The organism is Paenibacillus sp. FSL R5-0810, assembly GCF_038002285.1.
Lineage (GTDB): Bacteria > Bacillota > Bacilli > Paenibacillales > Paenibacillaceae > Paenibacillus_AQ > Paenibacillus_AQ lactis.
The window spans coordinates 4,024,159-4,050,144 of record NZ_JBBOCF010000001.1 but is presented as its reverse complement, the minus strand read 5'-3'; the positions used below and the strand labels follow the sequence as shown (position 1 = coordinate 4,050,144).

15 protein-coding genes and 3 pseudogenes are annotated in these 25,986 nt (G+C 47.2%); 12 read left to right on the top strand and 6 right to left on the bottom strand.

The window, feature by feature from the left end:
- Positions 1-18: 18 nt before the first annotated feature.
- Positions 19-878, top strand: a pseudogene (locus MKX76_RS18075) (transposase); the annotation flags it as partial.
- A complete protein-coding gene (locus tag MKX76_RS29765; RefSeq protein WP_356710800.1) occupies positions 867-1,286 on the top strand; it encodes a VanZ family protein in 420 nt (139 codons plus the stop codon). The pseudogene MKX76_RS18075 and the gene MKX76_RS29765, both read left to right, overlap by 12 nt.
- Positions 1,287-1,637: 351 nt before the next feature.
- Here the strand turns inward: MKX76_RS29765 and MKX76_RS18070 are convergent, their stop codons facing one another.
- The 6 genes from MKX76_RS18070 to MKX76_RS18045 all read right to left on the bottom strand — a co-directional run bounded on the left by MKX76_RS18070 (position 1,638) and on the right by MKX76_RS18045 (position 7,734).
- Positions 1,638-1,886: a hypothetical protein gene (locus tag MKX76_RS18070; RefSeq protein WP_210095482.1), complete on the bottom strand. Its 249-nt coding sequence runs from the start codon at positions 1,884-1,886 to the stop codon at positions 1,638-1,640.
- 23 nt (positions 1,887-1,909) lie between these two features.
- Positions 1,910-2,665, bottom strand: coding sequence for a DUF6431 domain-containing protein (locus tag MKX76_RS18065; protein ID WP_210095483.1), 756 nt, complete (start codon positions 2,663-2,665; stop codon positions 1,910-1,912).
- Between the two features lie 1,089 nt (positions 2,666-3,754).
- Positions 3,755-3,973 (bottom strand): hypothetical protein, encoded by a 219-nt coding sequence (locus tag MKX76_RS18060; protein ID WP_007130946.1) that lies wholly within the window; start codon positions 3,971-3,973, stop codon positions 3,755-3,757.
- Between the two features lie 7 nt (positions 3,974-3,980).
- Positions 3,981-5,072, bottom strand: coding sequence for a GerAB/ArcD/ProY family transporter (locus tag MKX76_RS18055; protein ID WP_055109516.1), 1,092 nt, complete (start codon positions 5,070-5,072; stop codon positions 3,981-3,983).
- Positions 5,069-6,253, bottom strand: coding sequence for a Ger(x)C family spore germination protein (locus MKX76_RS18050; protein WP_341034365.1), 1,185 nt, complete (start codon positions 6,251-6,253; stop codon positions 5,069-5,071). The genes MKX76_RS18055 and MKX76_RS18050 overlap by 4 nt, the downstream gene beginning before the upstream one ends.
- Complete coding sequence (locus MKX76_RS18045) at positions 6,250-7,734, bottom strand: spore germination protein (protein WP_341034364.1); 1,485 nt, start codon at positions 7,732-7,734, stop codon at positions 6,250-6,252. Before MKX76_RS18045 ends, MKX76_RS18050 begins: the two co-directional genes overlap by 4 nt.
- 950 nt (positions 7,735-8,684) lie before the next feature.
- Here MKX76_RS18045 and MKX76_RS18040 point away from each other — a divergent pair.
- The 10 genes and pseudogenes from MKX76_RS18040 (at position 8,685) to MKX76_RS17995 (ending at position 25,835) form a co-directional block, all read left to right on the top strand.
- Positions 8,685-9,296 (top strand): hypothetical protein, encoded by a 612-nt coding sequence (locus tag MKX76_RS18040; protein WP_341034363.1) that lies wholly within the window; start codon positions 8,685-8,687, stop codon positions 9,294-9,296.
- A gap of 49 nt (positions 9,297-9,345) precedes the next feature.
- A complete protein-coding gene (locus MKX76_RS18035) occupies positions 9,346-10,035 on the top strand; it encodes a response regulator transcription factor (protein ID WP_283927172.1) in 690 nt (229 codons plus the stop codon).
- Positions 10,032-11,201, top strand: coding sequence for a sensor histidine kinase (locus MKX76_RS18030; RefSeq protein ID WP_283927173.1), 1,170 nt, complete (start codon positions 10,032-10,034; stop codon positions 11,199-11,201). The genes MKX76_RS18035 and MKX76_RS18030 overlap by 4 nt, the downstream gene beginning before the upstream one ends.
- A 162-nt stretch (positions 11,202-11,363) precedes the next feature.
- Positions 11,364-13,925 (top strand): LuxR C-terminal-related transcriptional regulator, encoded by a 2,562-nt coding sequence (locus MKX76_RS18025; protein WP_341034362.1) that lies wholly within the window; start codon positions 11,364-11,366, stop codon positions 13,923-13,925.
- A gap of 366 nt (positions 13,926-14,291) precedes the next feature.
- On the top strand, positions 14,292-17,798 hold the full coding sequence (locus tag MKX76_RS18020) for an RCC1 domain-containing protein (RefSeq protein WP_341034360.1): 3,507 nt from the start codon (positions 14,292-14,294) through the stop codon (positions 17,796-17,798).
- A gap of 140 nt (positions 17,799-17,938) precedes the next feature.
- Entirely contained in the window at positions 17,939-21,310 is a 3,372-nt protein-coding gene (locus MKX76_RS18015) for an S-layer homology domain-containing protein (RefSeq protein ID WP_341034359.1), read from the top strand.
- A 578-nt stretch (positions 21,311-21,888) separates the two neighbouring features.
- Positions 21,889-22,068 (top strand): annotated as a pseudogene (locus MKX76_RS18010) (group II intron reverse transcriptase/maturase); the annotation flags it as partial.
- Positions 22,069-22,072: 4 nt separating this feature from the next.
- Complete coding sequence (locus tag MKX76_RS18005) at positions 22,073-22,474, top strand: hypothetical protein (protein ID WP_155609839.1); 402 nt, start codon at positions 22,073-22,075, stop codon at positions 22,472-22,474.
- Positions 22,475-22,628: 154 nt separating this feature from the next.
- Positions 22,629-22,868, top strand: a pseudogene (locus tag MKX76_RS18000) (GTP cyclohydrolase); the annotation flags it as partial.
- Between the two features lie 1,191 nt (positions 22,869-24,059).
- On the top strand, positions 24,060-25,835 hold the full coding sequence (locus MKX76_RS17995; RefSeq protein ID WP_341034358.1) for a recombinase family protein: 1,776 nt from the start codon (positions 24,060-24,062) through the stop codon (positions 25,833-25,835).
- Positions 25,836-25,986 lie beyond the last annotated feature (151 nt).

Here is a 25,986-nt window from a genome sequence, read left to right as displayed (position 1 = left end):
GAGAGGAGCACCTTTTAGGTGAAGTCTACCACACCCGTCAGCAAGATCAAGACTGAATTTTCCTTGGAGAATGCCACCAGCTTCGGAGGCATCAAAATCTTTCTGGAATACCTTGAGAAAATAAAGCTCTCCGAAGCGTTACGTGACATCTCTTGCGGCAAAGGACGAAATTCTCTCTTTCCGATTTACCGCATTCTGCTTTATCTCATCGTGGGTTGGATGCTCGGCTGCGAGCGGCTCTTTCATTTTCGCAAACTATAGCGCGACTAGCTTCTGAAGCGATTTCTTGGCGGGCGATGCCCACACCATACCTTGCTGTACAAAGAACTGATTCGATTGAGAACATCTTGTCCTAACTTGCGGTTCGAACTGCGAACGCTCAATCAGACCGTCATTCGGCCCTGCCTGCCGTCTAAACTTGTCCTTGATCTGGATTCGACGGCGGAAACCGTATACGGCGATCAAGTCGGCGCAGAGAAAGGAAAGAACCCGCACAAGCCCGGCCGCAAAAGCTACCACCCGCTACTGACATTTGAGGGGCAGTCTCGCCTGTGCCTGAATGACTTCCTCCGATCTGGGAACACGCATGCCTCTACGGATGCTGCTTCATTCTTAGACAACACGTTCGAGCTCCTTGGCGGACGTTCGGTGAAATATGCCCGATTCGACAAGGGCTTCGGCGGCGAGGAGTTCTATAGCCTGTGGGAAGGCAAGAACATCGGCTACGTCGGCAAGCTGAAAAGGACGCAGCGCCTTGCGGCGCAGGTGCAGCCTGCCGGTACTGGAAACGATTTGTCGATGAAGACTGGATTATCGAAGGGATAACGCTCATTTACAAAGCGACATCCTGGAAAAAGCCCCGCCGCGTGGCGATCATTGTAGTAAAACCTATTGGTTTTATTGATAGAATACAATCCATACTTGAAAATAGGAGTATCGGGATCTGGAACTACAATGTAGATCCTTTTCGAAGTATCTCAAGTTATTTCCGTTTTAAAACGACTCCATTTGCCTTCATAAATATTTTGGGTAATATTGTTACGTTCTGTCCATTAGGATTCTTAATCCCTACTATTTTTACAAAGTACAGGAAACTTTCTAAGACTTTGTTGATTTGTTTAATCAGTATAATTGGGATCGAGAGTTTCCAATTTGTCACAATGTTAGGTTATTTTGATGTTGATGATATCATTTTGAATATGACAGGTTGTTTAATTGGATATTTTGTTTATAGTGGGTTTAGAATATTAGCCAGGAAAATAGCTAAACCTGAATTTCGAAAGTAACAACTCTATGAATACGTGAAAAGGGCTCAAAATCTTAGATAATGGTGCTGGATGCTGAACACATCACATAGAGTGCGATTACTTGACTTTCATAGAAAAAGGGGTTAAATAACTCAACTGGATATAAGGACCTGCAATCAGGTATTAAACTTTTATAGCCGTCAGCAAGTCTGACCGCTAATCCGCGTAGATTTTTGCCCTGGAAACTTTGCTTCCACCGGGTTAGCATCTAGGTAAAAGAAACAGTACGCGAGCTAGAGAACTGATCTTAGTACGCATTATTTCATGAATAAAAATTGTAAATAGACTGTTGTACGGTCTTTTTTCGTTTATAGCGATTTGAATTCAGATTTAGAAGTCTGTTTTCCTATTACAAGCGTTTATTATACGCACATGGAGTTTACTCAATAAAGAAAATAAGAAATGCTGATGATCTTGCAGCATAAGGTTATCGGCATTTCCCGACGGTGTTTCATACTCGTGGCTTACAATTTCGCGCATGAGTGCCATTTGCTCTCCGGGATCCAATTTGCGGCTAACCAGGGGCGCAATCAAGCCGTAACGGAAGTTAGCCTCTTGCTGCCTTGCTTGCTCATCCATGCAAAATCTCCTCTCCCTGTGGTCTATGAGAGTATCCCATAGACGCTAGAAACCAGGGAGGGCGCATATTTTGTGGGATCGGGAGGGCAACTTGCCGTCCAGGCGATTTTTAAAGCGATTTTGGAGGCGACTTTCGCTTGCCGTGCTCCTTGGCGGCGGATGCTGAAGGAATTTATAAGCGTGATGCTGCATGCAGGTAACCCTGCATTTAGAAAAGTCCAATAGCCCCGTCTAGATGCGCCAGCGGGGATGAATCGGGATAACAGTTTGTTCAGCCAATCCAGTGTGTCCATTGGCGTTGGATTCATCATGGTGGGGTAAAGGCGGAGCATATCTTCGTCTACTCCCCCGGCAATGAATTGCCCGGCAACCCAAAGTGCCGCATTTGCTGCGCGGTGCAAATGCCTTGCCCACCAGCGTTTCAACGTACGGAAGCTGTAACGTACGCTAGATGTTGTCGTGCTTTCTGCGATCTGCCGCCAAGAGAATCCCTTGCGCTTGCGCTTCAATGCCGCTTCTCGCACCCAAGTCGCATACCGGGCCCATGGAATCAGAAATTCCGGAAGAAGGGAAATCGTCTTATTACAAGCAGGACAGTACCAGCGGTAGATGGGGATCAGGATGACTTCGTGTTTCGTCACAACGCCTCGCCAATAACGACCGTGTTTATGGAGAAGCCGGCCGCAATCGTCACAGCAGATTTGGACGTCAGGAGATTGATTCTCGAAAGTGCGTAAATAAGCCTTGCAAGAAAGGCCGAAATAAAGTACTTTTGACATGATGAAGTGAATGCTCCCGGGGATCCTCTCCAAAGGTTCGGGAGCATTTTCCTATTTAATCGACAATAGCCTAATCCCCCGTCAATGTACAGAAGGGATTAGGCTATTGTCGGCTGTTTATTCGGTTTGGCTCCGCCAAACCGAATGGCGAATCCATGGTTTTTTTCCGCCAAATAATCAGGCGGCGAACAGCATATCATGATTTCAAACGTTTTTAATAATAGACAAACATGATATTGCTTTAGCAACTTTTCTGAAAGCTATGAAATAAAAAGAGGGAGGGAAGGGGGGCGAAATAACAAGAAAAAATGCCCGATGAAAAGAAGTTTTGAGCTGTGTTATTAAGGGAAGAAGAAAATTGAAAGGAGTATATCCGGGTTTGTTAAAGGACCTAAACCTAAGGTAAAGTATCCGGAATCACCAGTAAAATGAAAGAGCATAAGCTTACGCGTCCTTTTTGTCTCAAGAAGCATGCAAAATTGCAGTCTCTAGTTAGGTATCCTATCATGCCGCATATCTACTACGAGACCAGTTTGCCGCATAACCCTTGAACCAAGTAAAAAGGCCGTCGTTTCCGACGACCTCCCCCTGATATTTGATCATTGCTTGGTCTCCGATAAATTTAACCTATGATAATCTTCTGATGCCCAAGTTTACCACATATATTTATTTTTTATAAACATATTATACGAGGAGATACTGATATAAAAAAAACGGTAATTGGTATTCTAATAGTCTGTTTTGTTTATTTTTCAATGCACCAAGATTTTGAAAATAGTTTAATGCTTGGTTATTTAATTATGATTATAGTGACTTCACTTCTTGCTTTCCTCCGACAGAAGTATTATTTGATAGGGAAATCTATGAAATGGTTATTCCGCACGAGATCAACCCGTTCAAAATCAGTACCCTAGAATCTGGCTACAAGGCTGGTATGAAGGAACGGTTTATTATAAGCATTAATTTTGCCGCTAGTAATCATTCGTTTTCAGTCATCCTTCATATCTCCTGTTAAGGTTCTGTCACAAGGATTGGCGGATCATAGTGGTACTAAACTGGGAAGAACCCGCAAAACAATTCATTCTACGTTTATATCATCGTCGTTGAAATGGATTTTAACATTTCAATCATTCTTTCAATAAAAATCGTAATGATAAAAGGACGATGATTCACGATACAAATCCATAATCCGTATCCAATAACAGATACAGCCCCAAAAACTGCTGCATCCCGATAAAGTCTCTTTCGAAGCAATCCCAACATCGGTAAACCTATCAAAGGCGCCAGCAGGATGTGAAGCATCAACATGTTCAATTCATCCTCCTTTTCGCTTCTCGAACGTGCGTTTGACCCATGTTGTCACTAGCAACAAAAAGGGGATCAGTAGAACAAAGAAACTGTCATATATGAATGTATATTTTTCATCCCATTCCTCGTTTTGGATCGGGTTTTCATAGATGGACAAGGCGGTCGCCGACAACAAAATCGTCAAACCCAGAAAATGAGGCCACCGGGTTTTTGGACGAAATACTTGACGCAGCGTTTCGGAAGCTCCGTAAACGAGTACCAACAGCTTGATAAAAATCAGAATCAGTAAAATAACGGAGATAATGGAATGGATGTTGACGATCACCTCTCCGATGGAAATTTCCTGCACGGTCGTATACACTGGAAAGGTAAGTTGTGACGCCCTCTCCACTCCTAATAAACCGATAATCATAAACAAGGTCATGCTAAGAGAAAGGGAAGCGGTCATCAACCCAAGCAAAAAGGGGCGTGTTGCCCCCTGTTTGACCAGCGGAAAAAGCATCGTGAGCGCTATGGCTTCCATATAGGGAAAGCCCAAAAAGGAATGGTATTGCAAAATGGCACCCAGGCCGGAATGGAAAGCTGGCTGAAGTCTTCCCCAATCCCAGTTCACCATTGCCAGCAACAGAACAAACCAGAACGGGAAGAACAAAAACGGAGTGATGATTTGATTTAATCGTCCGATGGCTTCCGTCCCCTGAGCGACCGTGTAAAAGGCGACAAGCAAAAACATGACGTGAAAAACGGTTTTCGGCGTCTCCGGCATGATGGTTCCATTTAAAAAATCGCTTAAATTTCGAAGAGCCCATCCAGCCAAAATACAGAAATAAAGAAAATACAAGACGGAGACAAGCGTTCCCAGAGAACGTCCCCAAGCTTCCAGCGGGATTTGCACCAGACTTTTGCCCGGGTAGTATCGGAAAAGAAAAGTCCAGAACAGACCGACGAGTATGCCAAAACTTCCTGCCCACAAGGGCATGAGCCAGGCATCCTGTCCCGCCTGTACGACCAGCCGCCCGATCAGCACGAAAAGGGTGGTTCCGAGGATATAATTGATTGTCAGCAGATAAAACTGGAATCGGGAAATCATTGGCTTCATCCTGTTCCTCCATAAGGTTGACTCATGCTTCCCGTTCGGAGCAGCCGGGTATTTGCACGAATCTCAATTTGTACATTTTTCGCCGCTTGGTCGATATCCGGATGATTTGGCGTTTGTTTGCGCAACAAGTCGTTGATGCTTAACAGATCCCAGCCACGCTCCCTTATCATTTGATAGAAAGCAAGCGACTCGTCTGCTATGATCTGATTCAGTCTGTTTTCAAGTCTCTCCACCTCGTTCCGAGACTTCGGGACGGACTCGATTGTATAGGCAGTGGAAAGTTCGAGGTCCATGCGGATCCGAACGACAGGTTGGTCGGATTTCCAGAAGACCTCACGTTTTATGCGAACCAGTCTCAATTCCACGGATACCTGTTTTCCTTCCACCTGAAACTGTCGCACGTGGCGACCTCGATCGCCATTTAGCAAATGGTACCAGACCAGTTGCGTATCATTCAGTTTGCCCGCCATGCGATAATCACGGAAAACCGCCCCGCCTCGGATGATAAAGTTGTTTTGATTGGCGTCGATATCCGCCGACCTTTCCCCGCTGTTGGAAGAAGGTGCCTCTGTCATTCCGGTGATCAACGGTAATACGATCGTATCTGACTTTTCCATCCGTTCAATGACATCACTGACCTTGATCTGTTTTCCCACTAGGAGCGAATTCCGGATCAGCAGGTCGAGCCTGGAATCGATCGTGTCAGACGGCACCCGCTCCAGGGGAGTTAATGTTCTCATGACCTGAGATATCGATCCGTCGACAATCAGCATCGGGACCGACGAACGGCCATTAGGTTGCATTTCGATAAAGTTGACAATATCGCGTATGTTTTGTTTGGCCACCCGTCGAGAAACGAGCAGCACCTTGCAGTGGGCCATAAATAACTTGCGCGGCAACATTTTGTAAATCGTAGATTTGATTTCTCCAAAAGAGGATCCACTGATTTCGTAAGTGTATACAGGGGCTTGTTCGCCTCCCGACGTACCTTTGGCGGAAGTGCCGCTGAGCGGGTTGATGATCTGGTAATATACGGTTATTTTGTCGCTCTCAGGATCTCTGTCCACCCCCATCATACTGACCAGCGCCAGTTCGTTCATTTCCGTTCTGTCCCAGCAAGCCGTAAGCAGGGCGGTAAACATCATCAGGATGAACAGACCCGCTGCATACCGGTTGGTCATGTTTGATCCTCCAGATTACTTTTTCTCTTCATATTCCGAATATATCCGGGCAGACCGTTCGGATTCAGCCAGGGCCGGGGCAGCCGCACCAACACATCTTTCCAATCGGTTCCTATGGACGGGGAAGCGGGAGTGAAGTAAGGAACGCCAAAGGACTTAAGCGACACCAGATGGGCAACCAGAAACAGGGCACCGCATAAAATGCCGAAAAGGCCCATAAAGCCGGCCAACAGCACGAACGAAAAACGAAGCAGGCGTTGTGACATGCCAAAGCTGTAAACCGGAACGACAAAATTGGTGATGCCGGTTATGGCTACAACAATGACAATCGCGGCGGAAATGAGACCGGCTTCCACCGCCGCCTGCCCCAGTACAATCGCCCCCACGATCGAAAGCGCCTGTCCGACCGCTCGCGGCATACGCAGCCCCGCTTCCCGGATAATTTCAAACACGACTTCCATTAACAACACTTCGAAGATGGCGGGGAAGGGAACCCCTTCCCGCTGGGCGGACAAACTGATCAGGAGTTGGGTCGGGATCAGTTCCTGGTGGAACGTCGTGGCCGCGACATACAAGGAAGGGACGAACACGGCCGTAAAAAAGGAAATCAACCGAATCCAGCGAATAAACGTGGCGATGTCCGCCCGCTGATAATAATCTTCAGGAGAACTGAAAAACTCGAAAAACGTCATGGGGGCAAGCAGGACGTTGGGCGTTCCGTCCACCATTACGGCCACTTTACCATCCAGCAACTGGGCAGCTACCATATCTGGGCGCTCGGTGTTGGTAAGCGTCGGAAAAGGAGACCAAATCCGGTCCTGGATGAATTCCTCCACATAAGCGCTTTCCAGCACACTGTCCGTCCGGATGGCTGACAATCTGCCGCGCACTTCCCGGACCAGCGATTCCGGGGCGAGGTTCTCCATGTACACCATAAGCAAAGTCGTCCCGGTTTGATTGCCGATGTTCATTTTATCAAACCGGAGGAATGGGTTGCGGATTCTTTTGCGGACAAGCCCCACATTGGTCAGAATGCTTTCCGTAAAGCCTTCGTGCGGCCCGCGAATGGTCGATTCCGACTTCGGTTCTTCAATGGAGCGTTGTTTGGATTCGGTCACATTGATAAGACAAACGCGCTCCCTTGCAAAATCGGTTAGTGCGCAATGGCCTGTAAGGAGAGCTTTTACGGCATGTTCCCGCAACTGTTCATATGGATCGGAAAAGGAAAATTCGCGCAAAAAACCGCTTTCGGCGGAACGAGGCGCTTCCCCTTCGGAAAACGTATTTTCCGTGAACGATTTCAAAATGTATTCGTCAATCGTTTTTTTATCGACCATCGATTCCAGATACAGGCACTGCATGGTTTGTTCCCCTTGGGCAAACAAGGATCGGCAGACCAAGTCTGGAGGGAACCCGAGGGCTGATTGAATGTCTCCGAAAAAATCATTCTTGATCGATTGATTTTGCTTTTTTCTTGCCATCGACGAACCTCCAGATTCTCACATCTCATCATTATCATTATTTCCTATTGGGTGGATTCTTATTCCATTGGCAGTTATGCTGTTGCAAATTATCGTGTGGTGAAATCAAGATTCGGTTACGACATTACTAAGTTATTCGATCAATGAGGATATCTAGTACATGACCGCAACTGCTGCAGTATTCTTGAACATACTTCCCGTACTTGCTGGCATGAAGGAAGAAGCAGGCTATTATAGATTCGCTCGCAGCATTCGCCAAAGTTGGATGATCTAACGTAAATACGACTCTCTTATTCATGATTTATAGATTATCGATTAGAAAAAAAGAGGGTCGCCCGTTGACCTCATATTTGTGCACCGTCTGCAAAAACAGGCAGAACAATTCGGCTTTGCGGATCGCGTGACTATTCTGTTTGTAAACGAACTCCCCTAGTCCGTCGAGAACGAAAATGGGGTCGTGGTACGGGGCCGATTTGAAGACAGGAAGGTGTGCGCATGGACAACCCGAGGCGGCTGTTTCCGTCGGTCTAACGCCCGCGGGCGCTCCGGCGTTAACAATCGGATCGGCAAGGCGAATTTGATCGTATCCCTCAACATGGGCGCACACTCGCGCGAATTTTATTTGGGCCTTGCGATCATGTACTGACTCTTCTCTATCTGCTTCCCCGCCATCTACGGCGGTGACTCTGTCAGATCGTCGTGGATTTAACGGAACGACTGCCGATTGTCATCGGAAAAGCTACCGGTTTTACTGGCAGGTTTGGGTGGACAGTATCATGTTTGATGGGGCTCGTGACTGCCTCGATAACCGTAAGCATCGTTCTCGCCCCTGAAGTTCCTCAGCTGACTTCCTCTTTTTCTGAAATACAGCTGTCTTAACAAAAATTTAACAACAGATCAAATACACTGTGGTTAAGTAGTCGGGGAAAAGAAAAAATGAGGTGAAAAAAATGAGAATGAAACGTTTTTTAATTACGGCTGTTTTGTTGATAACCGTGTTGCCCATGACCGCATTTGCCTTGGCAAATGATGCGCTGCCAGTAACGATTCAAACGAGTGATGTTGTTTCGAAGTCAGAGGATATTTCGGGTCAGTCTTCCGGAGCGGTTACAGTAATTCAACGGGCAACTCCTCAAGTGAATGACGCTAACCCAACTTCGAGCGATGTCACTGTGGACGGGCAGCCGGTACACAAAATTCAACTATCAGAGGAAAACATCATTGAATTGAATCTTGGGGATTCTGACGATGTTGGTGTACAGGCTACCTATCCGGTTAACTTCAACTTGCCGGGATCATCACTTGCCACAATAAGTGATGGGTCTGGAAACCCGTGGTATTTGACTCGGAACGAAGAGGTTACCATATCGTTGACATGGCTGCCTCGGGACGCTACACTTCGAGTTGGTTTAATCGACTCGGACAATACATTTTTTTATGTGAACTTTACAGGCGGTGCCGATAGTCGAACTTTTGTTGTGAATGTCGCTGACAACTATCGAGTGGGGATTTACAATACGGATACCCATCAAGTGACAGTCACTGGAAATATCACGATCTAAACATAAACCATTCCCCGACTACGACGTTTTATTGAGAGGTGAGCTAAAGATGCGGATGTTGGTGATCGAAGATGAACAAGATTTGGCGAGTGCGATCAAAAAAGGATTGGAAATGGAAGGATTTGCGGTAGACATTGCATTAGATGGAGAAGAAGGCTGTCACCTGGCGGAAATCCATGCCTACGATATCATCATCTTGGATTTAAACTTGCCAGATAGGGATGGGCTAGATGTGCTGCAACACATACGACATCTTTCCAAACAAATCAGAGTGCTGATTCTAACAGCGCTTTCTGATACATCTTCTCGTGTGAAAGGATTGAATTTGGGAGCTGACGATTATCTTGGTAAACCATTTGATTTTGAAGAACTGAAAGCAAGAATACGCGCCTTATTGAGACGTGATCTTTTACGAGAAAGCCCGCTGCTCACCTATGGCCCTATCGAGTTGAATCCGATCACGATGACAGCAACTTGTGCTGGGCAACAGCTGACCCTTACTCGTAAGGAGTTTGCCTTATTACAGTATTTTTTATCTCATCCTGATCGAGTTGTCTCGTCCGAAGAATTGGTTGAACATGTGTGGGATCAGCATGCGGACCCTTTTTCCAATTCCGTCAGGGTACATATTACGACTTTGCGTAGTAAGATAAGATCCGTTATCCATGCAAACTTTTTGAATACGGTGCCAGGGTACGGCTATCGACTGAACAAACAAATTGAGAGGTTATCAAAATGATGAAAAGCAAGCGGCTCACATTGGCGGGAAGAATCGTGTTGTGGAACCTGGGTTTAATCATATTAACAGGCGTGTTTCTGTTGGTTTCGCTCAATGTTTTTGTTCAAATTATGCTTCCTGCTGTTCATGTGAAGCCCAATGATATGCTACTTCAACAAGATCATGAAGTGATCGTACCCACCATTGAAGTGAATCAGGTAAACGAAGAGGGGATGCTCAGATCGGATGTAAGCTTTTCATCTGAATTGATTGCATTTAAAGGACAAGTTCTCCTTTTTTCGCTGATCTGCCTGCTCATCATGATTATATTAGGTGGGGTCGGGGCGTTTTATCTCTCCAAAAGAAGTCTGTGGCCGGTGCGTTTATTGAGTGAACGACTTATGAAAATCAATGCCAATGATTTGTCCGTGCAGCTTCCTGTTAAGGAACTGCCCAATGATGAATTGAAAGAATTAACGGAATCGTTCAATACCATGCTGAAAAAATTAGAACATGCCTTCCAGCAGCAAGAACGTTTTATGGCCAATGCCGCTCATGAATTTAGAACTCCCTTGACGATTTTGAAGACGAATCTGGAAGTCTTGAGGAGTGATCCATCCGCAACTTTGGCAGATTATCGGCAGCTCTCGGACATTTTTGAAAAGACGTTAAAACGAATGAATCATATGGTCAATGAACTGCTCGTTCTGGCTAAAAATCAAGACCCGGATAAGGATGTGATTGAAGTGGGTTCACTGATCCGTAAAGTCGTGAGTGAATTAAACGATTTAGCTTTGGCACAAACAATTTCTATTGAAATCCACATCCATCCTGATGTTGAGATATACGGGAACGATATTTTAGTCCAGAGAGCCATTAGCAACCTGGTCGAGAACGCCATTATGTACAACAAGCCACAAGGAAAAGTGATCATCACATGTGCAAGTCAAGAAGGAGAGTGTTTCATTTCTATCATGGACACCGGAGATGGCATAGATGAAAAACACATTCCGTTTATCTTTGAACCGTTTTACAGAACTTCGGAAGGTAGAACGAAGAACAAGGCAGGTACAGGGCTAGGTCTATCCATAGCGTTATCCATTATTAAAAAGCATGAGGGAACGATTGAATACAGTCGTGAGCAAACGACGAAAGGCTTTATCGTCCGCCTTCCTGTCATCGACTAGCGGAAAGATGTACTCCATTCTATTTCATGTTAATAGTACCCCCAGCATTGTCGATCGAAGATGCTCCGATAAGGCCCTACATAAATAAAAGTTTTTTGGTAAAATAATAGAAAAAATGTTCATATCTCATGACGGTTGCCAAATAAGGGAGGGGGGCAAGCCATGATCATAGCCACGAAACTGCATATTCCTCGATCGCGAAGCTCGCTTGTTGTGCGTTCCCGTCTCACCCGGCGTTTGCATGAAGGGTTAGATCGCACGCTTACTTTGATCTCAGCTCCAGCCGGGTATGGCAAAACGACATTGCTCGGCGAATGGGTGATGACGCTGGAAAATCCCGTCGCCTGGGTCTCGCTTGATCAAGGGGATAATGATCGCACGCGCTTCTGGGCACATACCATTGCAGCGTTAAAACAAGCTTATCCGTCTTTTGACCAACAGGACGTCCTTCGTCATGCCGCAGAAGATCCATCGGGTGTGTCACTGATTGCTGCGCTCATCAACGGGCTACATCGCATTTCACACACGATGGTGCTCGTATGGGATGACTTTCATCATATCGAAGAAACGTCCATCTTGCAGGGCGTCACTTATCTGCTGGAACGTTTACCACTACATGTCCATCTCTATCTTGCAAGCCGAAATTCTCCAGCGCTTCCTCTTTCCAGACTACGAGCAGAAAATAGGCTGATCTCGTTGGAGGCGAGCGATCTCCGGTTTGTGCCGGACGAAACGACTGAATTTTTTGCGAAGTGCGGTGGTATACAATTATCCAATGAAGATGTGGCGACCGTACAAAAAAAGACAGAGGGTTGGGCAGTGGCGATGCGACTGGCGGTCTTGTCAATGCACGAACATACCGATCCCGTATCTCTAATCCGGAAGATGGCGGGGACGGAACGTGATATATCGGATTACTTCTTTGATGAGGTGTTAGCCCGACAATCCGCAACGATGCAGCAATTTTTACTCTATACTTCCATTTTGGACCGGATGAAGGGCGAACTTTGTCAAGCGGTAACCGGTATAGCCGAAAGTCATGCGTATCTGCAACAATTAGACAAGGAAAGCTTGTTTCTTGTAGCTTTGGACGAGTGGCGGGAGTGGTACAGGTATCATCATTTATTCCGGCAATTTTTGACGGCGCAGTTGAAAATGCGCGAGCCGCGGCAATGGCAAACACTTCACATGACAGCGGGAAAATGGTTGGAAGAGAACGGTTATCCGCATGAAGCGGTAGATCATTACCTTGCGGCTGCCGATTATGAACATGCGCTATCATTGATAGAGGAGATGACACCGGAGCTGATGACCAATGAATGGACGACGCTTTGCAAGTGGTTAAACGCAATTCCCGACACGCTGTTATTTGCCAGACCGATGATGCTGTTGACAAAACTCGCTTCCCAGTACTTGTCCGGGCATGTCGAAGCGGCCACTGACGGGTATTGGCAAGCGGTTCGCAGGCTAGAAGAGGACACAGATCCCCTTCCTCCTGAAGAAGCCGAAACATTGCAAGCCGGACTCGCTTTTCTGGCTGCATTTCGCACGTTTTTGGATCGTGATTTTGAATATGCCGTTCAATTTTCACATGAATATGTCGAGAAGCATCCGGAAGGCGATTTCTTCATTGAGTTTGGGAGCGACGAGGATGGCTATCATCCGGTGTGGGATATCTACGTGTCGGATGACAGCCTTCGATTGGCGGAGCAGGTGTTAACGTCCTTGCTGTCGATTTGGTCTGAAACCCGAAATGTCTATTTTGTTGCTCATCTTTATATCGACTTAGGCAAAATGCAGTACGAACGAAATCGCTTGGTCGAAGCGGAAAAGCTGATGCGCCAAGCCTATGATATTGGAAGATTGCATGATCATCGAATCTTGGCGACCATCGCAGCGCTCTGGCTTGCCCGCATTGCCACCGTACAAGGAGACGAGGCGACGTCAAAGCACATATTACGCGAGCTAACCCAACTCACGTCCAAGACGGCGAATTCGCGTTTGTCCGGGAAAATCGCCTCGTTTCGCGCCATGCTGGGCAGGATGCATAGAGAAGAGAAACCGGTGAGACAATGGCTGAGAAAGAGCCGCTTGCGATTCCGTGATGAAATTCCGGTATCCATGATCAAGGAATACGATTTACTGGCCTCTATACTGGCAGAGCAGGGGAAATTCGAGGAAGCTGCAGCGTTAGCGGAGCGTCTTCTTTTCATGGCCAGAGAAACAGGACGGCAAAGCGATCAAATCCGTCTTCTTGTTCGTAAGGGCAGGCTTTTATCCTTACAAGGAAAGGTTGCAGAATGCATGGACGTGTTGGAAGAAGCGCTTGCATTGGCGTGGCCAGAAGGGTACATTCGAACCTTTGTTGACGAAGGGGCAGCTTTTGGCCAATTATTGGATCAATATATCCAACTGCGTCAAAAACAGCATCGCCGCCCCAGTCATAAGGTGCCTTTATCCTATGTGAAACGACTGCGGAGACTGATACCGCAAGTCGAAAGGAAAGCCGGTACTCTCCATGAAGCAACGGTGGTCGTTTTAACAGCCAGAGAACAAAGCGTGCTTCGGTTGATGGAAACGGGAATGTCTAATAAAGAAATCGCGCTTAAACTGAACGTTTCCCTGGCGACGGTAAAAACACACATTAACAATATCTACGGCAAATTGCAATCCAAAAATCGCTTACAAGCGTTGGAACGTGCCAGAACATTGCAGCTGTTCTGACTCGTTCTTTTTATTTTGTAAAAATTATCTCCACCTCCCTGTTCAACCTTTTTGATCTTATGTGCCAGGCAGGGTTGATCACAGATGGACAGGATGTTTGTATAATAAATCGGATGAAGTTATACTCCTTTGCCTTCACATCATCGGAAAAGTCATTGCTTGGTGAAGTAATTCCTCTGGTCAACTCGAGGTTCCGTTAAACCGCGTAAGTCACAATGCCAACAGACCATCTTGCGACCAAAGGGACTAACGGGAATGCCATCGGCGGTTAATGTTCATTTCATTGTCTACCCGTCACGGAAGCGTTCGCATCGCCAGGCAAACCCTTTGCCACAGATGGGAGGGCAAGCATTGGAAGGAGGATTAATGTTGAAATCAATGAAATCCCCGATCAAGTATGTATCCCCATGGCTGATTGCCATGCTCTTCATCAATCTGATTCTATCGCTGCTGGTTATACCAGCGCCAACTCTGGCTCAAGAATCAGAGACAAATGCAAACCTAGTCGGCGTATTTTCGTTCGGAATGGGTAATCATGGAAAATTAGGACATGGCGATACGGATCGTCAATACACGCCCAAGAAAATCGAGAGCTTGACGGACATTCAGGCGATTGCGGCTGCCGATAATCATTCCCTTGCTTTAACGAAGTCCGGAGACGTATACTCGTTCGGACATGGTTATCATGGCGAATTAGGACATGGCGATAGGGAAGATCAACTCACGCCGAAGAAAATCGAGGGATTGGCGGACATTCAGGCGATTGCTGGAGGATGGTATCATTCCCTTGCTTTAACGAAGTCCGGTGACGTGTACTCGTTTGGAAGCGGTACTTTTGGCCAATTAGGACATGGCGATACGGAAACTCAACTCACCCCCAAGAAAATCGAGGGTTTGTCGGACATTCAGGCGATTGCGGCTGGTGTATATCATTCCCTTGCTTTAACGAAGTCCGGAGACGTGTACTCGTTTGGATTCGGTACGCATGGCCAATTAGGACGTACGGAAGATCAACTCACGCCGAAGAAAATCGAAGGTTTGTCGGACATTCAGGCGATAGCTGCCGGGGGTCATTATTCCCTTGCTTTAACGAAGTCCGGAGAAGTGTACTCGTTTGGAAGTGGTACTTTTGGCCAATTAGGACATGGCGATACGGAAACTCAATTCACCCCCAAGAAAATCGAGGGTTTGTCGGACATTCAGGCGATTGCGGCTGGCTCTACCCATTCCCTTGCTTTAACAAAGTCCGGAGAAGTGTACTCGTTTGGAAAGGGTACGCATGGCCAATTAGGACATGGCGATAGGGAAGATCAACTCACGCCGAAGAAAATCGAGAGCTTGACGGACATTCAGGCGATTGCGGCTGGCTATTATCATTCCCTTGCTTTAACGAAGTCCGGAGACGTATACTCGTTCGGAGGTGGTAATTATGGCCAATTGGGACATGGCGATACGGATCGTCAATACACGCCCAAGAAAATCGAGAGCTTGACGGACATTCAGGCGATTGCGGCTGGCTCTACCCATTCCCTGGCACTTATCATCGAAGCGACACAAGATAGCACCATTTATCCGGACGAGGCATCGTTCGACAAGAACATCCTGAAGCAGCAAGCGATCTTGGTCACGATGGAGTTGAACGGCAATACGCTCATCGATGTGAGGAATGGCACAACATCGCTATCGGAAGGCGCGGATTACATCGTAAATGGAACGATCGTCACCATTACAAAAGAATACCTGGTCAACCTGCCGATCGGTACGACTACACTGGTCTTTATGTTCAGTGCAGGAAACGATGCAACGCTTAGCATAACGGTGAGCGACAGCACACTTGTCCCCCCAACCGACTTGCTGGCGACAGAGGGAGATGGGAAAGTGGTGCTGAGTTGGACGGCATCCGACGCTGTAGACGGCTATAACGTCTATATGCAAGAAGCGAAGGAAGGGATGCCCCCCGTTGTCGACCGATGGATGCTTGATAATGATGAGGGGCCAGTAACCGGAACGTCCTATACGGTCGACCATTTAACTGCTGGAAAGTGGTATTGGTTTGCTGTAACGACCGTGAAGGATGAGATGGAAAGCGGCTTTTCGGAGGCAACGTCCGAAACGCCGTATACAACGGTTGCGGCTGTCGCATCTCCCGGTGCGATCGAGGTGGGTAAGGGCGTCGCACCAGAGAAGCTGGCGGCCTATCTTCCCGAACATGTCCAAATTCAATTAACAAGCCTGCCGGTCACGATGGACGCGGGTGTGCAATGGGACCTGGAGCATGCTGATTATAACCCGGATCAAGCCGGAGTGTACGCGGTTACAGGAGAGTTGCAATTGCCGGGATATGTTCGCAATCCACAACGGCTGCAAGCCGAAATGGCGGTTCATGTACGGCCGAATACGAATGCGAGACTGAGCGGCATTACCCTGAACGGAGAACCGTTGGCCCCGTTTGATCCGGATATTTATACCTACGATGTGTCGGTTCCTTATGCAACGGAGCAAGTGATCGTGACAGCGGCAACGGATGATCCGGCAGCACACTACGAAGTCGTCGGCGAGGTTGTGTATGGTGGCGTGCAACCGCTGAAGGTCGGCTTGAATCGAATGGACATCCTGGTAAAGGCAGAGGATCCACAAGAGCAGGCCGTCTATACCCTCTATGTGCAGCGTCAGCCGGATGGCGAAGCGCCGCAATGGCGAGCGGGGGATGAACTGACCGTCTCGGACATCACCCCGACGAGCGTGAAACTGTCGTGGCCGAGCGCGACGGATAACGTCGGCGTGGCAGGTTATCGAATCGATGTTGATGTTGACAACTGGATGCCTCAAACCGTTACAGCAAGCGTGTACGAATTCACGGTCACGAGCCTTCGTGCAGGCATGACGTACACCTTTACGGTGAAGGCGTTTGACGATGCAGGCAACGAAAGTGCACCGCTTAGCAAACAAGCGACTACGGCTCGAGCTGCAGGCGGGGACGTTGGCTCAAGCGGAGATTCGGGAAGCGGTCGTGTGTTGTCCAGCAATGCGGATCTGGCGGACCTGCAAGTATGGGCGGGGGGCAAACAACTGAAGCTCAGCCCTTCATTTGCTACGGGAACAACAGAATATACGGCCTGTACCGAAGCCGAACGAATTGAGATTGTGATCAAAGAAGCTCACTCCGCGGCGAAAGTGATATGGAAGAACAAGGTGATTACGGACGGAATTCAATTCGATTTGGAGGAAGGCGACAATACGATTGTACTCACGGTAGAAGCAGAAAACGGCACGAAGAAAACCTATACGCTGACCATATATCGTGAAATATATCGTGAAATGCCAAAGCCAATCGAACCGGTTATTAAATTTACCGACATTGCCGGACACTGGGCGGAAAGTGACATCAAGCGCGCCACAGCGAAATGGATCGTCAGCGGTTATCCGGATTTCACATTCAAGCCGAATAACCCGGTCACTCGCGCCGAGTTTACTGTGATGCTGGCAGGTGTGAGGAAACTGGAAGGTGACGGCTCTGTGTTAACATTCACGGATCACGACCAGATCGGTGCGTGGGCGAAGCAAGCCGTTGCGCAGGCCGTACAAGCGGGCATCGTGGTCGGATACAGCGATGGCAGCTTCCGGCCAAACACGCGGATCACCCGAGCGGAGATGGCGGTGATGATCGCTCGGGCGCTACAACTGGAGCTTAACGCGAATGCGTTACCCGGCTTTGCCGATGATGAAACGATCCCTGGATGGGCGAAAGGCGCGGTCGAAGCCATCCGAAAACTGGGCATTGTCGATGGCCGCAGCGACAATCGTTTTGTGCCGAACGAAACGGCTACCCGCGCAGAAGCGACGGTGATGCTGCTAAGATTGTTGGATAGATGATAGAGCATCGTGCTGACAAGTATATCCCTCCGACTAGGAAGCGATCAGTTTCGACGAATCCGGGGAACAACAGCAGAGCGTGAACAAGGCCATGCTTGCGATGGAAAAGATTGATCTGGGAGCCTTGGAGAAGGCGAGAATTGGACTTTCAGACGGACAATGATGCTGAACTGGCGGGCTCCGCACGTTGGAAAGGAAGTGAAAGGAAAATGAGACCGTTTAAATCAGCCGTTCTGTTGGCGGCGTTAGTTCTTTTTTTCGGATGGACCTGGACACAACTGTTTGGGAATGTCGGCATATCGGTTCAGGCCGCCGATGACGGTGCATTCGCGCCGTTAAGCAGTGATTTTGCCGGCGGCTCAGGCACGGAAGAAGCCCCGTATATTATCGAAACCGCTGAACAGCTGAACAAAGTGAGAGATTATCTGGATGCCCATTTCAAATTGGGAGCCGATATTAATCTTTCAACTTACAGTTCCGGAGAAGGATGGTTGCCAATCGCAACGGAATACTCTTCTCCTTTTACCGGAACATTTGATGGCAACGGCTATCAAATTACAGGTTTAAAGATCAACCGTGAAGATGAGAACTACCAATCTTTGTTTGGAGTAACGTCAGAAACGGCTGTCATCCGGAATGTCCATCTCGAGGTCGTGGAGATCAAGGGGTATGATTACATCGGCGGGTTAGTAGGGTATAGCTACGGGATGATTGAAAACAGTACGGTAACGGGAACCCTTATTCGAGGAGAAATGAAGGTTGGCGGGTTAGCCGGTATTGTTAGAAATGACGTGATCGGGTCATCCGCCCATATCGAAGTTGTCGGAGAGCGTGAAGTCGGGGGTCTGGCAGGTCTATTTAGGGGTTCGACTGGTAAAAAGATTACGATTCGCGATTCATTTGCAACTGGTGACGTTGCGGGCATAAATAATCTTGTAGGTGGTTTAGTTGGCATAATTTCATCGGGAAATATAGGAAGTGTCAATGAAATCACGAATTCATATGCGACTGGGGAGGTTAATGGAGACCAGCTTGTAGGTGGATTTGTTGGTAAAGCTGAAGCCCTTCCATCTGGTGTGGTCAGAATTAAGAACTCCTATGCGACAGGGAATGTCAACGGTAAGCAATACGTGGGTGGTTTGATCGGATTTAATGTTACAAATGGTTACGATTCGCCAATAAGTTCAGTGATAGAAGTTGAGCATTGTTACGCGACAGGCAAGGTAACAGGTCATTCTGAGACTGGCGGGCTGGTCGGGGCGAATAATGAATATGAAGAAAGAGGAAATATCATTGAGGTCGCCGGCAGCTACTGGTTGACCGATAGCTATACGGATGGTGAACTCCCTGACAATGGAATCGGAATACCTGTGGAAGAGGCGGATCTCCGCGATCCGGAAACATTTAAGGATTGGGATCTCACAGAGGGCTGGTACCAGTACGACGGACATCGGCCATTTCTCCAATGGCAAAACCCGCTCATCTCCTGGGCTGCGTCCATTGCAAACGATCAGTTGAACCTTGACGACAAGACCCACATTACCGTGAATACGGAACATCAAAACGGGGATCGCTACAATGCGACAACAACCGCCAGGTATAGCGTTGATCCGGATGACCCCGAAATTGTGCGTGTTGATCCTAACGGGGAGGTCAGCACCGTCAAAGGCGGCAAAGCGACGATCACCGTCTCCTTATTCGACAAGTCCGAGACTCTCGACATCGTCGTGGACAGCGGAAATCCGGAACCGCCGACGATCACCCTTCATCCCGACGGCTGGACCAATGCTGCCAAAGTGGAAGTGGCGATCGACCACAGCGCCGCTAACCCAAGGCAGACAGATGTTCACACGATTCGTGTGAAAGTCGGCGACAAGGAGTGGGAGGATCGTGCATTTAACGGTACACCTATCCGCTTAGAGGTGACGGAAGAAGGGCAAACGAAGATCCAGGCGCAAGCGATGGATGACATCGGCAATAAGAGTACGATCGTTGAGCGGACCGTGAAGATCAGCAGAAGCGGCCTGAAGCTGGATGTGGATTTGTATTTTACCGATAATGACAGTAAAGCATATCCCAGCGGAACGTGGACGAACCAAAGTGTGACCGCAGCGGTTTATGCTTCTCATGACCACGGGATCGCGCTGCGGCCCATTGCATATTCGTTGGATGAAGGAGCGGCTTGGGAGATTTATCATGATCCGCTCGACTTCACAACAGAGGGGCAGTACTCGCTTTGGTTCAGAGTGGAAGATGTATTAGGCAATGAAATGAGCGAGCATGTACTCATCCGTATCGATCACACGAATCCGGAGATCGAATTGAAACCCGACGGCGATGAAACCCTTTCGCGGACCATATCCAGTCAAGTCAACGTGAAGGACGACGGCAGCGGGATCGATGCCGCTTCCCTCCGTTATGTTTGGTCAACGAGTTCAGACCCGTTGGATGAACATGCCGACTGGCAACCTTTCATTAACCAAAGCACGTTGAGTTATGCAGACAAAAACGGCGGCGACTGGTATTTGCACATTTACGCCAAAGATCAGGTGGGTCAAGAGAGTTATAAAATATCCCAGCGCTTTCGTCTGGTGCGTGAGCCCGATCCTTCAGATTCGCCGAGTCCGCCTGCCTCTGCACGCTCCGGCAATGCGACACTGAGGGAGCTCATCTTGTCAGAAGGCGTGCTGACACCGGAATTTTCGGGGGACATTACGATGTACAAGGCTTTGATCCCGCATGATGCTGACAGCATCCAGCTCACGATCCGTGCTGCACATCATCAGGCTGGAATCAGCGTGAATGGTCGGCAAGTCCGGAGTGATCAGGGAAGCATTCGCATCCCCTTGCACACGGATACGGATATCATTGACATCGTGGTCACTGCAGAAGACGGAACGCGCAGAACGTATTCCATCACCGTGGAACGTATGCAAGAGGAGATGCCGGACCCGCCTTCCCCGGAGCCGTTATTTGCGGATATTGCGGGTCATTGGGCGGAGCCGTTCATTCAGGAAGCCTATGCAAAAGGCATCGTTGCCGGATACCCTGACGGTACGTTTAGGCCGGATCATGCCGTCAGCCGCGCTGAATTTACGTTGATGCTCGTTCATGCCTTGCGGCTGGAAGGAGAAGCGGGAGGCGATGCGCCTGCTTTTGCGGACGGGGAGCAAATTGGCGAATGGGCAAAGCAAGCGATTGATTTGGCGGCAAGGGCAGGCATTGTGTCAGGATATGAAGATGGAACATTTCGACCTGGTCGCCCGGTCACTCGTGTGGAAATGGCGGTGATGATCGCAAGAGCAACAGGAGCGGAGTTGACCGACCATGCGCACACCCGCTTTGCAGACGATGCCAGTATTCCGGCATGGGCGAAAAGTTACGTGGAAGAGGTTCGTATCATGGGCATCATTCACGGTCGCGATCGCAATCTCTTCGCGCCGAATGAGACGCTGACCCGCGCGGAAGCGGTCACCAGTATCCTGAGATTGTTGGAGCTGTTGTCACAATAAGGTTTGGTGCAGAAGCGCTTTTGCTTCTGCACCCTTTTTGGTACGCCCGGCATGGGTGCCGTGCTTTAGGGTGAAAGTCCCGAACGGGGGCTGTCGAGCGCCTACCGTTAGCCAAAAGTAAGGGTGTCCATCGTGAGGTGGAATCTGAAGGAAGCTGGAGGCAAACACTCGACCTGAGATACAAGAATCCAATTTGAGGCTAGTACAGTCGGACGAGTCTGCGAAACAAGGCGAAGTCCTAAGGCGCCAAGGGCTGTATGGGTATATTGGACAGGTGCATGGATGAAAGTACGCATCCTTATCCGAGGAGGCCTGCACGGAACGCCATCTGAGGATGGTAACCAAGGCCGTAAGGTTTTGCTGAGCGTGCAGGAGTCAGCAAAGGTCATAGTGCGTGAGTAAGGTACGCCTGAAAAAGGGAAGGGCCAAATGTCAACTCAAGGATGGATCAGACGTTTTCGAGAACGACGCGTTGAAGCAGAATTCCTGACGGAACTCTTCCAAGGAAAGATGGGTGAAGCCCGGAGGGCCTTGAAGTGATGGTTAAGCGTCGTCCGGCAAACTCCGAGCCCCATGAGCACTGGCCGCTTATACGACAACAACTATTAGAAGGGGCCTATCAAACGGCACCAGTCCGAAGGGTCGAAATCCCGAAACCCGACGGCGTAGTCAGATTATTTGGCATTTCGTCTGTGGTAGATCGCTTTATCCAACAGGCTCTTCTCCAAGTGCTTACTCCTATCTTTGAAGCCCATTTTGTCAATGACAATTGAAACCGATCGGGAAGATATAAAGCGGCTTTTTGCTCCGGTTGCACCGGGAATTAAGCTGGGAATTCAAGCATTAAGAGAAGTACATGAGGTAGGGATAACTATACAAGCGTCAATTTCACCTGTACTGCCGTTCACTCCGGATTTCCCAAAGTTACTGGAAGGTATCGTAGATCGGATATGGATAGATACACTTAATATCGGGAATGGTTTGATGGGGAAACGCTCTGAACGACTCGGCAAGCCACAGTTGTTCAAAGCCTATGGACATTCGGAATGGTATCAAAAAGATATCCATCACAGAGTAGAAAAGTACTTTAAGAAAACATTCCCTCAAGAAATGATTCAAGTTTCCAAAGAAGAAGCTTTTCCGGTCTTTGAGAAAGGTACTTAGTTCAGATGAAACCATACCTAGATACTAATTCGCAGGCTATATAGTTTGCCCCTTAAGGATAACTCTCAACATAACTGTCGCAATATAAGCACAAGATAAGACAAGACTTTTCCAGAAAACCAACGAAATGGAGTCTATACATGTCAGTTAAACAACATCTGAGTTTAAGTGGTACTGCTGGCTTAATTGCAATGAGGTAACAGAAGATTTTGATCGTATTATTGCGAAACTATCTTCCGCTAATTTAGCTGAACTTCAGCAATAGAGCGTGCTAGTCCATGGCGATTTCGAAAATGCAGAGCACGCCTTAATTCGATTTCATTCCATCTGCCATACTGGAGATGTTTTTGGCAATAGGAGGGCAGAGCAAGTGCAGCTTGTTCATTCATTGCATGCAGGGTCGAGCGGCGGACAATGACCAGCACCTATATATAATGAGTAATCTGAACAACCTGCAGCGCATTAAGCTCTTGAATTATTCTTCGGGATCCCCCAGTTCACTAGCTTCCACCTTCAACGGGATTTTCTTCACTTTGTTCAGTTTCTTTACATGTAAAGCTGGTTATTGACCGAGATTTAATCGCGACAGCATTAAGTGGCCATTTTTATTTTTTTTCGGCAATAGATACATCCCATCTATTCTGTAACCGAGATTAAACTCTCGGAGCATGCAGATGATGATCTCGAAATACTCACATTATTTTCCCTCACATTGATTCATCATTTTTTTGAGCTTTCTGACAAAGCTCAGAACCTCTCTTGTTGGGACCATTTCTTCCATAATGTGATCACCTCGCCATCATTATAGCTCACGCTACCGGAGATTTCTAATCTCTGTACCAAGAGCTTTCTATCCTCTCCTATTTATTTTTTCGCAGAAAGGTCCGATTTTGACTTCAAAATGAAACGGATGATAGAGGGGCATGTCCCCTGCTGTTTTTCTGTACCTTGAAAATCAAATACCATCCATTCCAGTACGTTCCCCGCATGTCTAGGAAAGCCAAATTGCAGGTGCGCCATGACCATTCTGTTTTTTTTTCGATCTATGTTTGAAGTAGCAGGGTGAGAGCGATTTTTGTCCATGCAATAATAAATGGTGGTTCCATTTAAGGCGATGACCCATGCGGGGGATAATGATACTTCCGTCCAGCCACAGCTCTGCTTTTAGGCAGATCACGCAATGGGGGCGGCTTGCAGCGATCCTGGGAGAGGTATTCGGACTATACCTATGAGGCCGTTAACCACCGGCCGCTGGAATTGGATTTATGCGATATAACCAAAACAAGGAAGAACAGAGATGCGTATAAGGTTATCGTCCTTTGTCGCATCTCTGTTTAAGATGTAATGAACCAAACGGGGGGCTTATGATGAGTCGAAAATTAATCAGATATAGCATGCAAATTGCCATGTTGAAACAATTATTTGCTCTGTCATTGATTTCGGAAAAAGAGTTTACTCTTATCAAAAACAAAACCATGAAGGAATACGATGTTGTTTCAGACCTGACTTCTTGATTCATACAATTGTTGGTCTGCTTAACTCTTATTACACTGATCGTGATAATAAGACGAAAGGAGCCTTAACAATGGGGTATGCAGTTGAAGTAATCAAAGCCAATCGGAAGCTATCAGATCGTGTTGGAGGAAGGCCAGACCGTCTGCGCGTTGCTCCTTATGCCAGAGTGAGTACCGACACGGAAGAACAGTTAAGCAGCTATAAGTCGCAAGTTGCTCACTATACAGATATGGTTAGCCAACGAAACGATTGGATATTGGTGGACATTTACGCGGATGAAGCCATCACTGGAACCCAAGTGAAGAAACGTGATGATTTCCAACGACTGATAAAGGATTGCATGGATGGCAAAATTGATATGGTTATTACCAAGTCCATTTCAAGGTTTGCCAGAAATACTGTAGATACTTTGAAATATGTTCGCATGTTGAAAGAAAGAAACGTTGCTGTATTTTTTGAGAAAGAAAATATCAACACGCTTACCATGGATGGGGAATTGTTGCTAACCATTCTAAGTTCGGTAGCTCAACAAGAGGTTGAGAATATTTCTTCTATTGTAAAAATGGGCTTGAAAATGAAAATGCAACGTGGGGAACTGGTTGGATTTCAAAGCTGCCTTGGATATGACTATGATCCCGTTACCAAACAGATATCGGTAAACGAAGAAGAAGCTAAGATTGTACGCTACATCTTTGAGCGCTATATTTCTGGTGTTGGTGCATACGTGATTGCAAAAGAACTGATGGAATTTGGATATAAGACGAAAAGAGGGAATCCCGAATGGAATGATACAACTGTTCTAGGCATTATTAAGAATGAGAAATATAAAGGTGATCTCCTTCAGGGAAAGACGTTTACTCTCGATCCGATTTCCAAGCGCAGACTTGAAAATCATGGTGAGGAAGATCAATACTACATCAAAAATCATCATGAGCCAATTGTCAGCGAAGAAGTCTTTAACAAGGCACAGGATATATTGCACCGTAGAGGAAAAAATCGCGGGAAGCTTAAACAAGGCAGTAAACGGGAAAAATACAGTAGGAAATTCGCTTTTAGCAGCAAGTTGGAATGTGCGTTCTGTGGTTCCAACTTCTCTCGGCGGAGTTGGAATAGTGGTACATCGCATGAAAAGACAATTTGGCAGTGTACCACTAACACGAAGAAGGGAAAAAGATTTTGTCCGCACAGCAAAGGAATAGAAGAAAAAATTATTGAAGGTGCATTTATTGAAACGTACAAATTAGTTTGTAGTAATCATAAGGATGTGTTAGACGAATTATTAATCAGAATGGAATCCGTATTTAGTGACCAGAACAATCAAAAACAATTGAACAAAATTATAAATGAAATCCAGGCGATTGAACATAAGCGTTGTAAACTGATCGACTTGCATCTGGAAGAAAAAATAGACCGCCCAACATATGAGCGTAAGTTTGAGGAACTCGAATCCACGTTGACCGAACTGCTCGACGAAAGAGAGGGATTGGAGGAAGCGGCGCAAGAAGAAATCAATATCGAGAAAAGAATTGAACATTTCCGCAAAGTGCTTCAAACGAATGCCATCCTGTCTACATTTGACCGGAATGTGTTTGAGAGCGTCGTTGATAAAGTTATAATTGGAGAGAGCCTTAATGAAGGTAACCCTAATCCTTATAAGCTAACTTTTATCTATAAAACAGGCTTTACGAGCAGCGTTCAAGCCAAGATGGGCAGGCAAAATCGAAAAAAGCCCTCAGTAAATGAAAGGAGTGATTCATGTTCCTATTCCCAACTCAACACATGTGGAGTGCTGTGTGTCGCTAGTAAGAAAGTAGTAATTAGGAGCCGCATTTACCTTCTATATTAGGGCCTAAGCGATGTGAACGCTTAGGCCTTTTCTTATGCGGGAGACAATGTGGAGGCAACAGCTAATGAACAAGATTTTCTTCACCCTGATAGTAGGTTCTTCATGTTCTTCCCAAAAAAGACCGAACTTCTTATTAAAAAGCTCTGTCTCG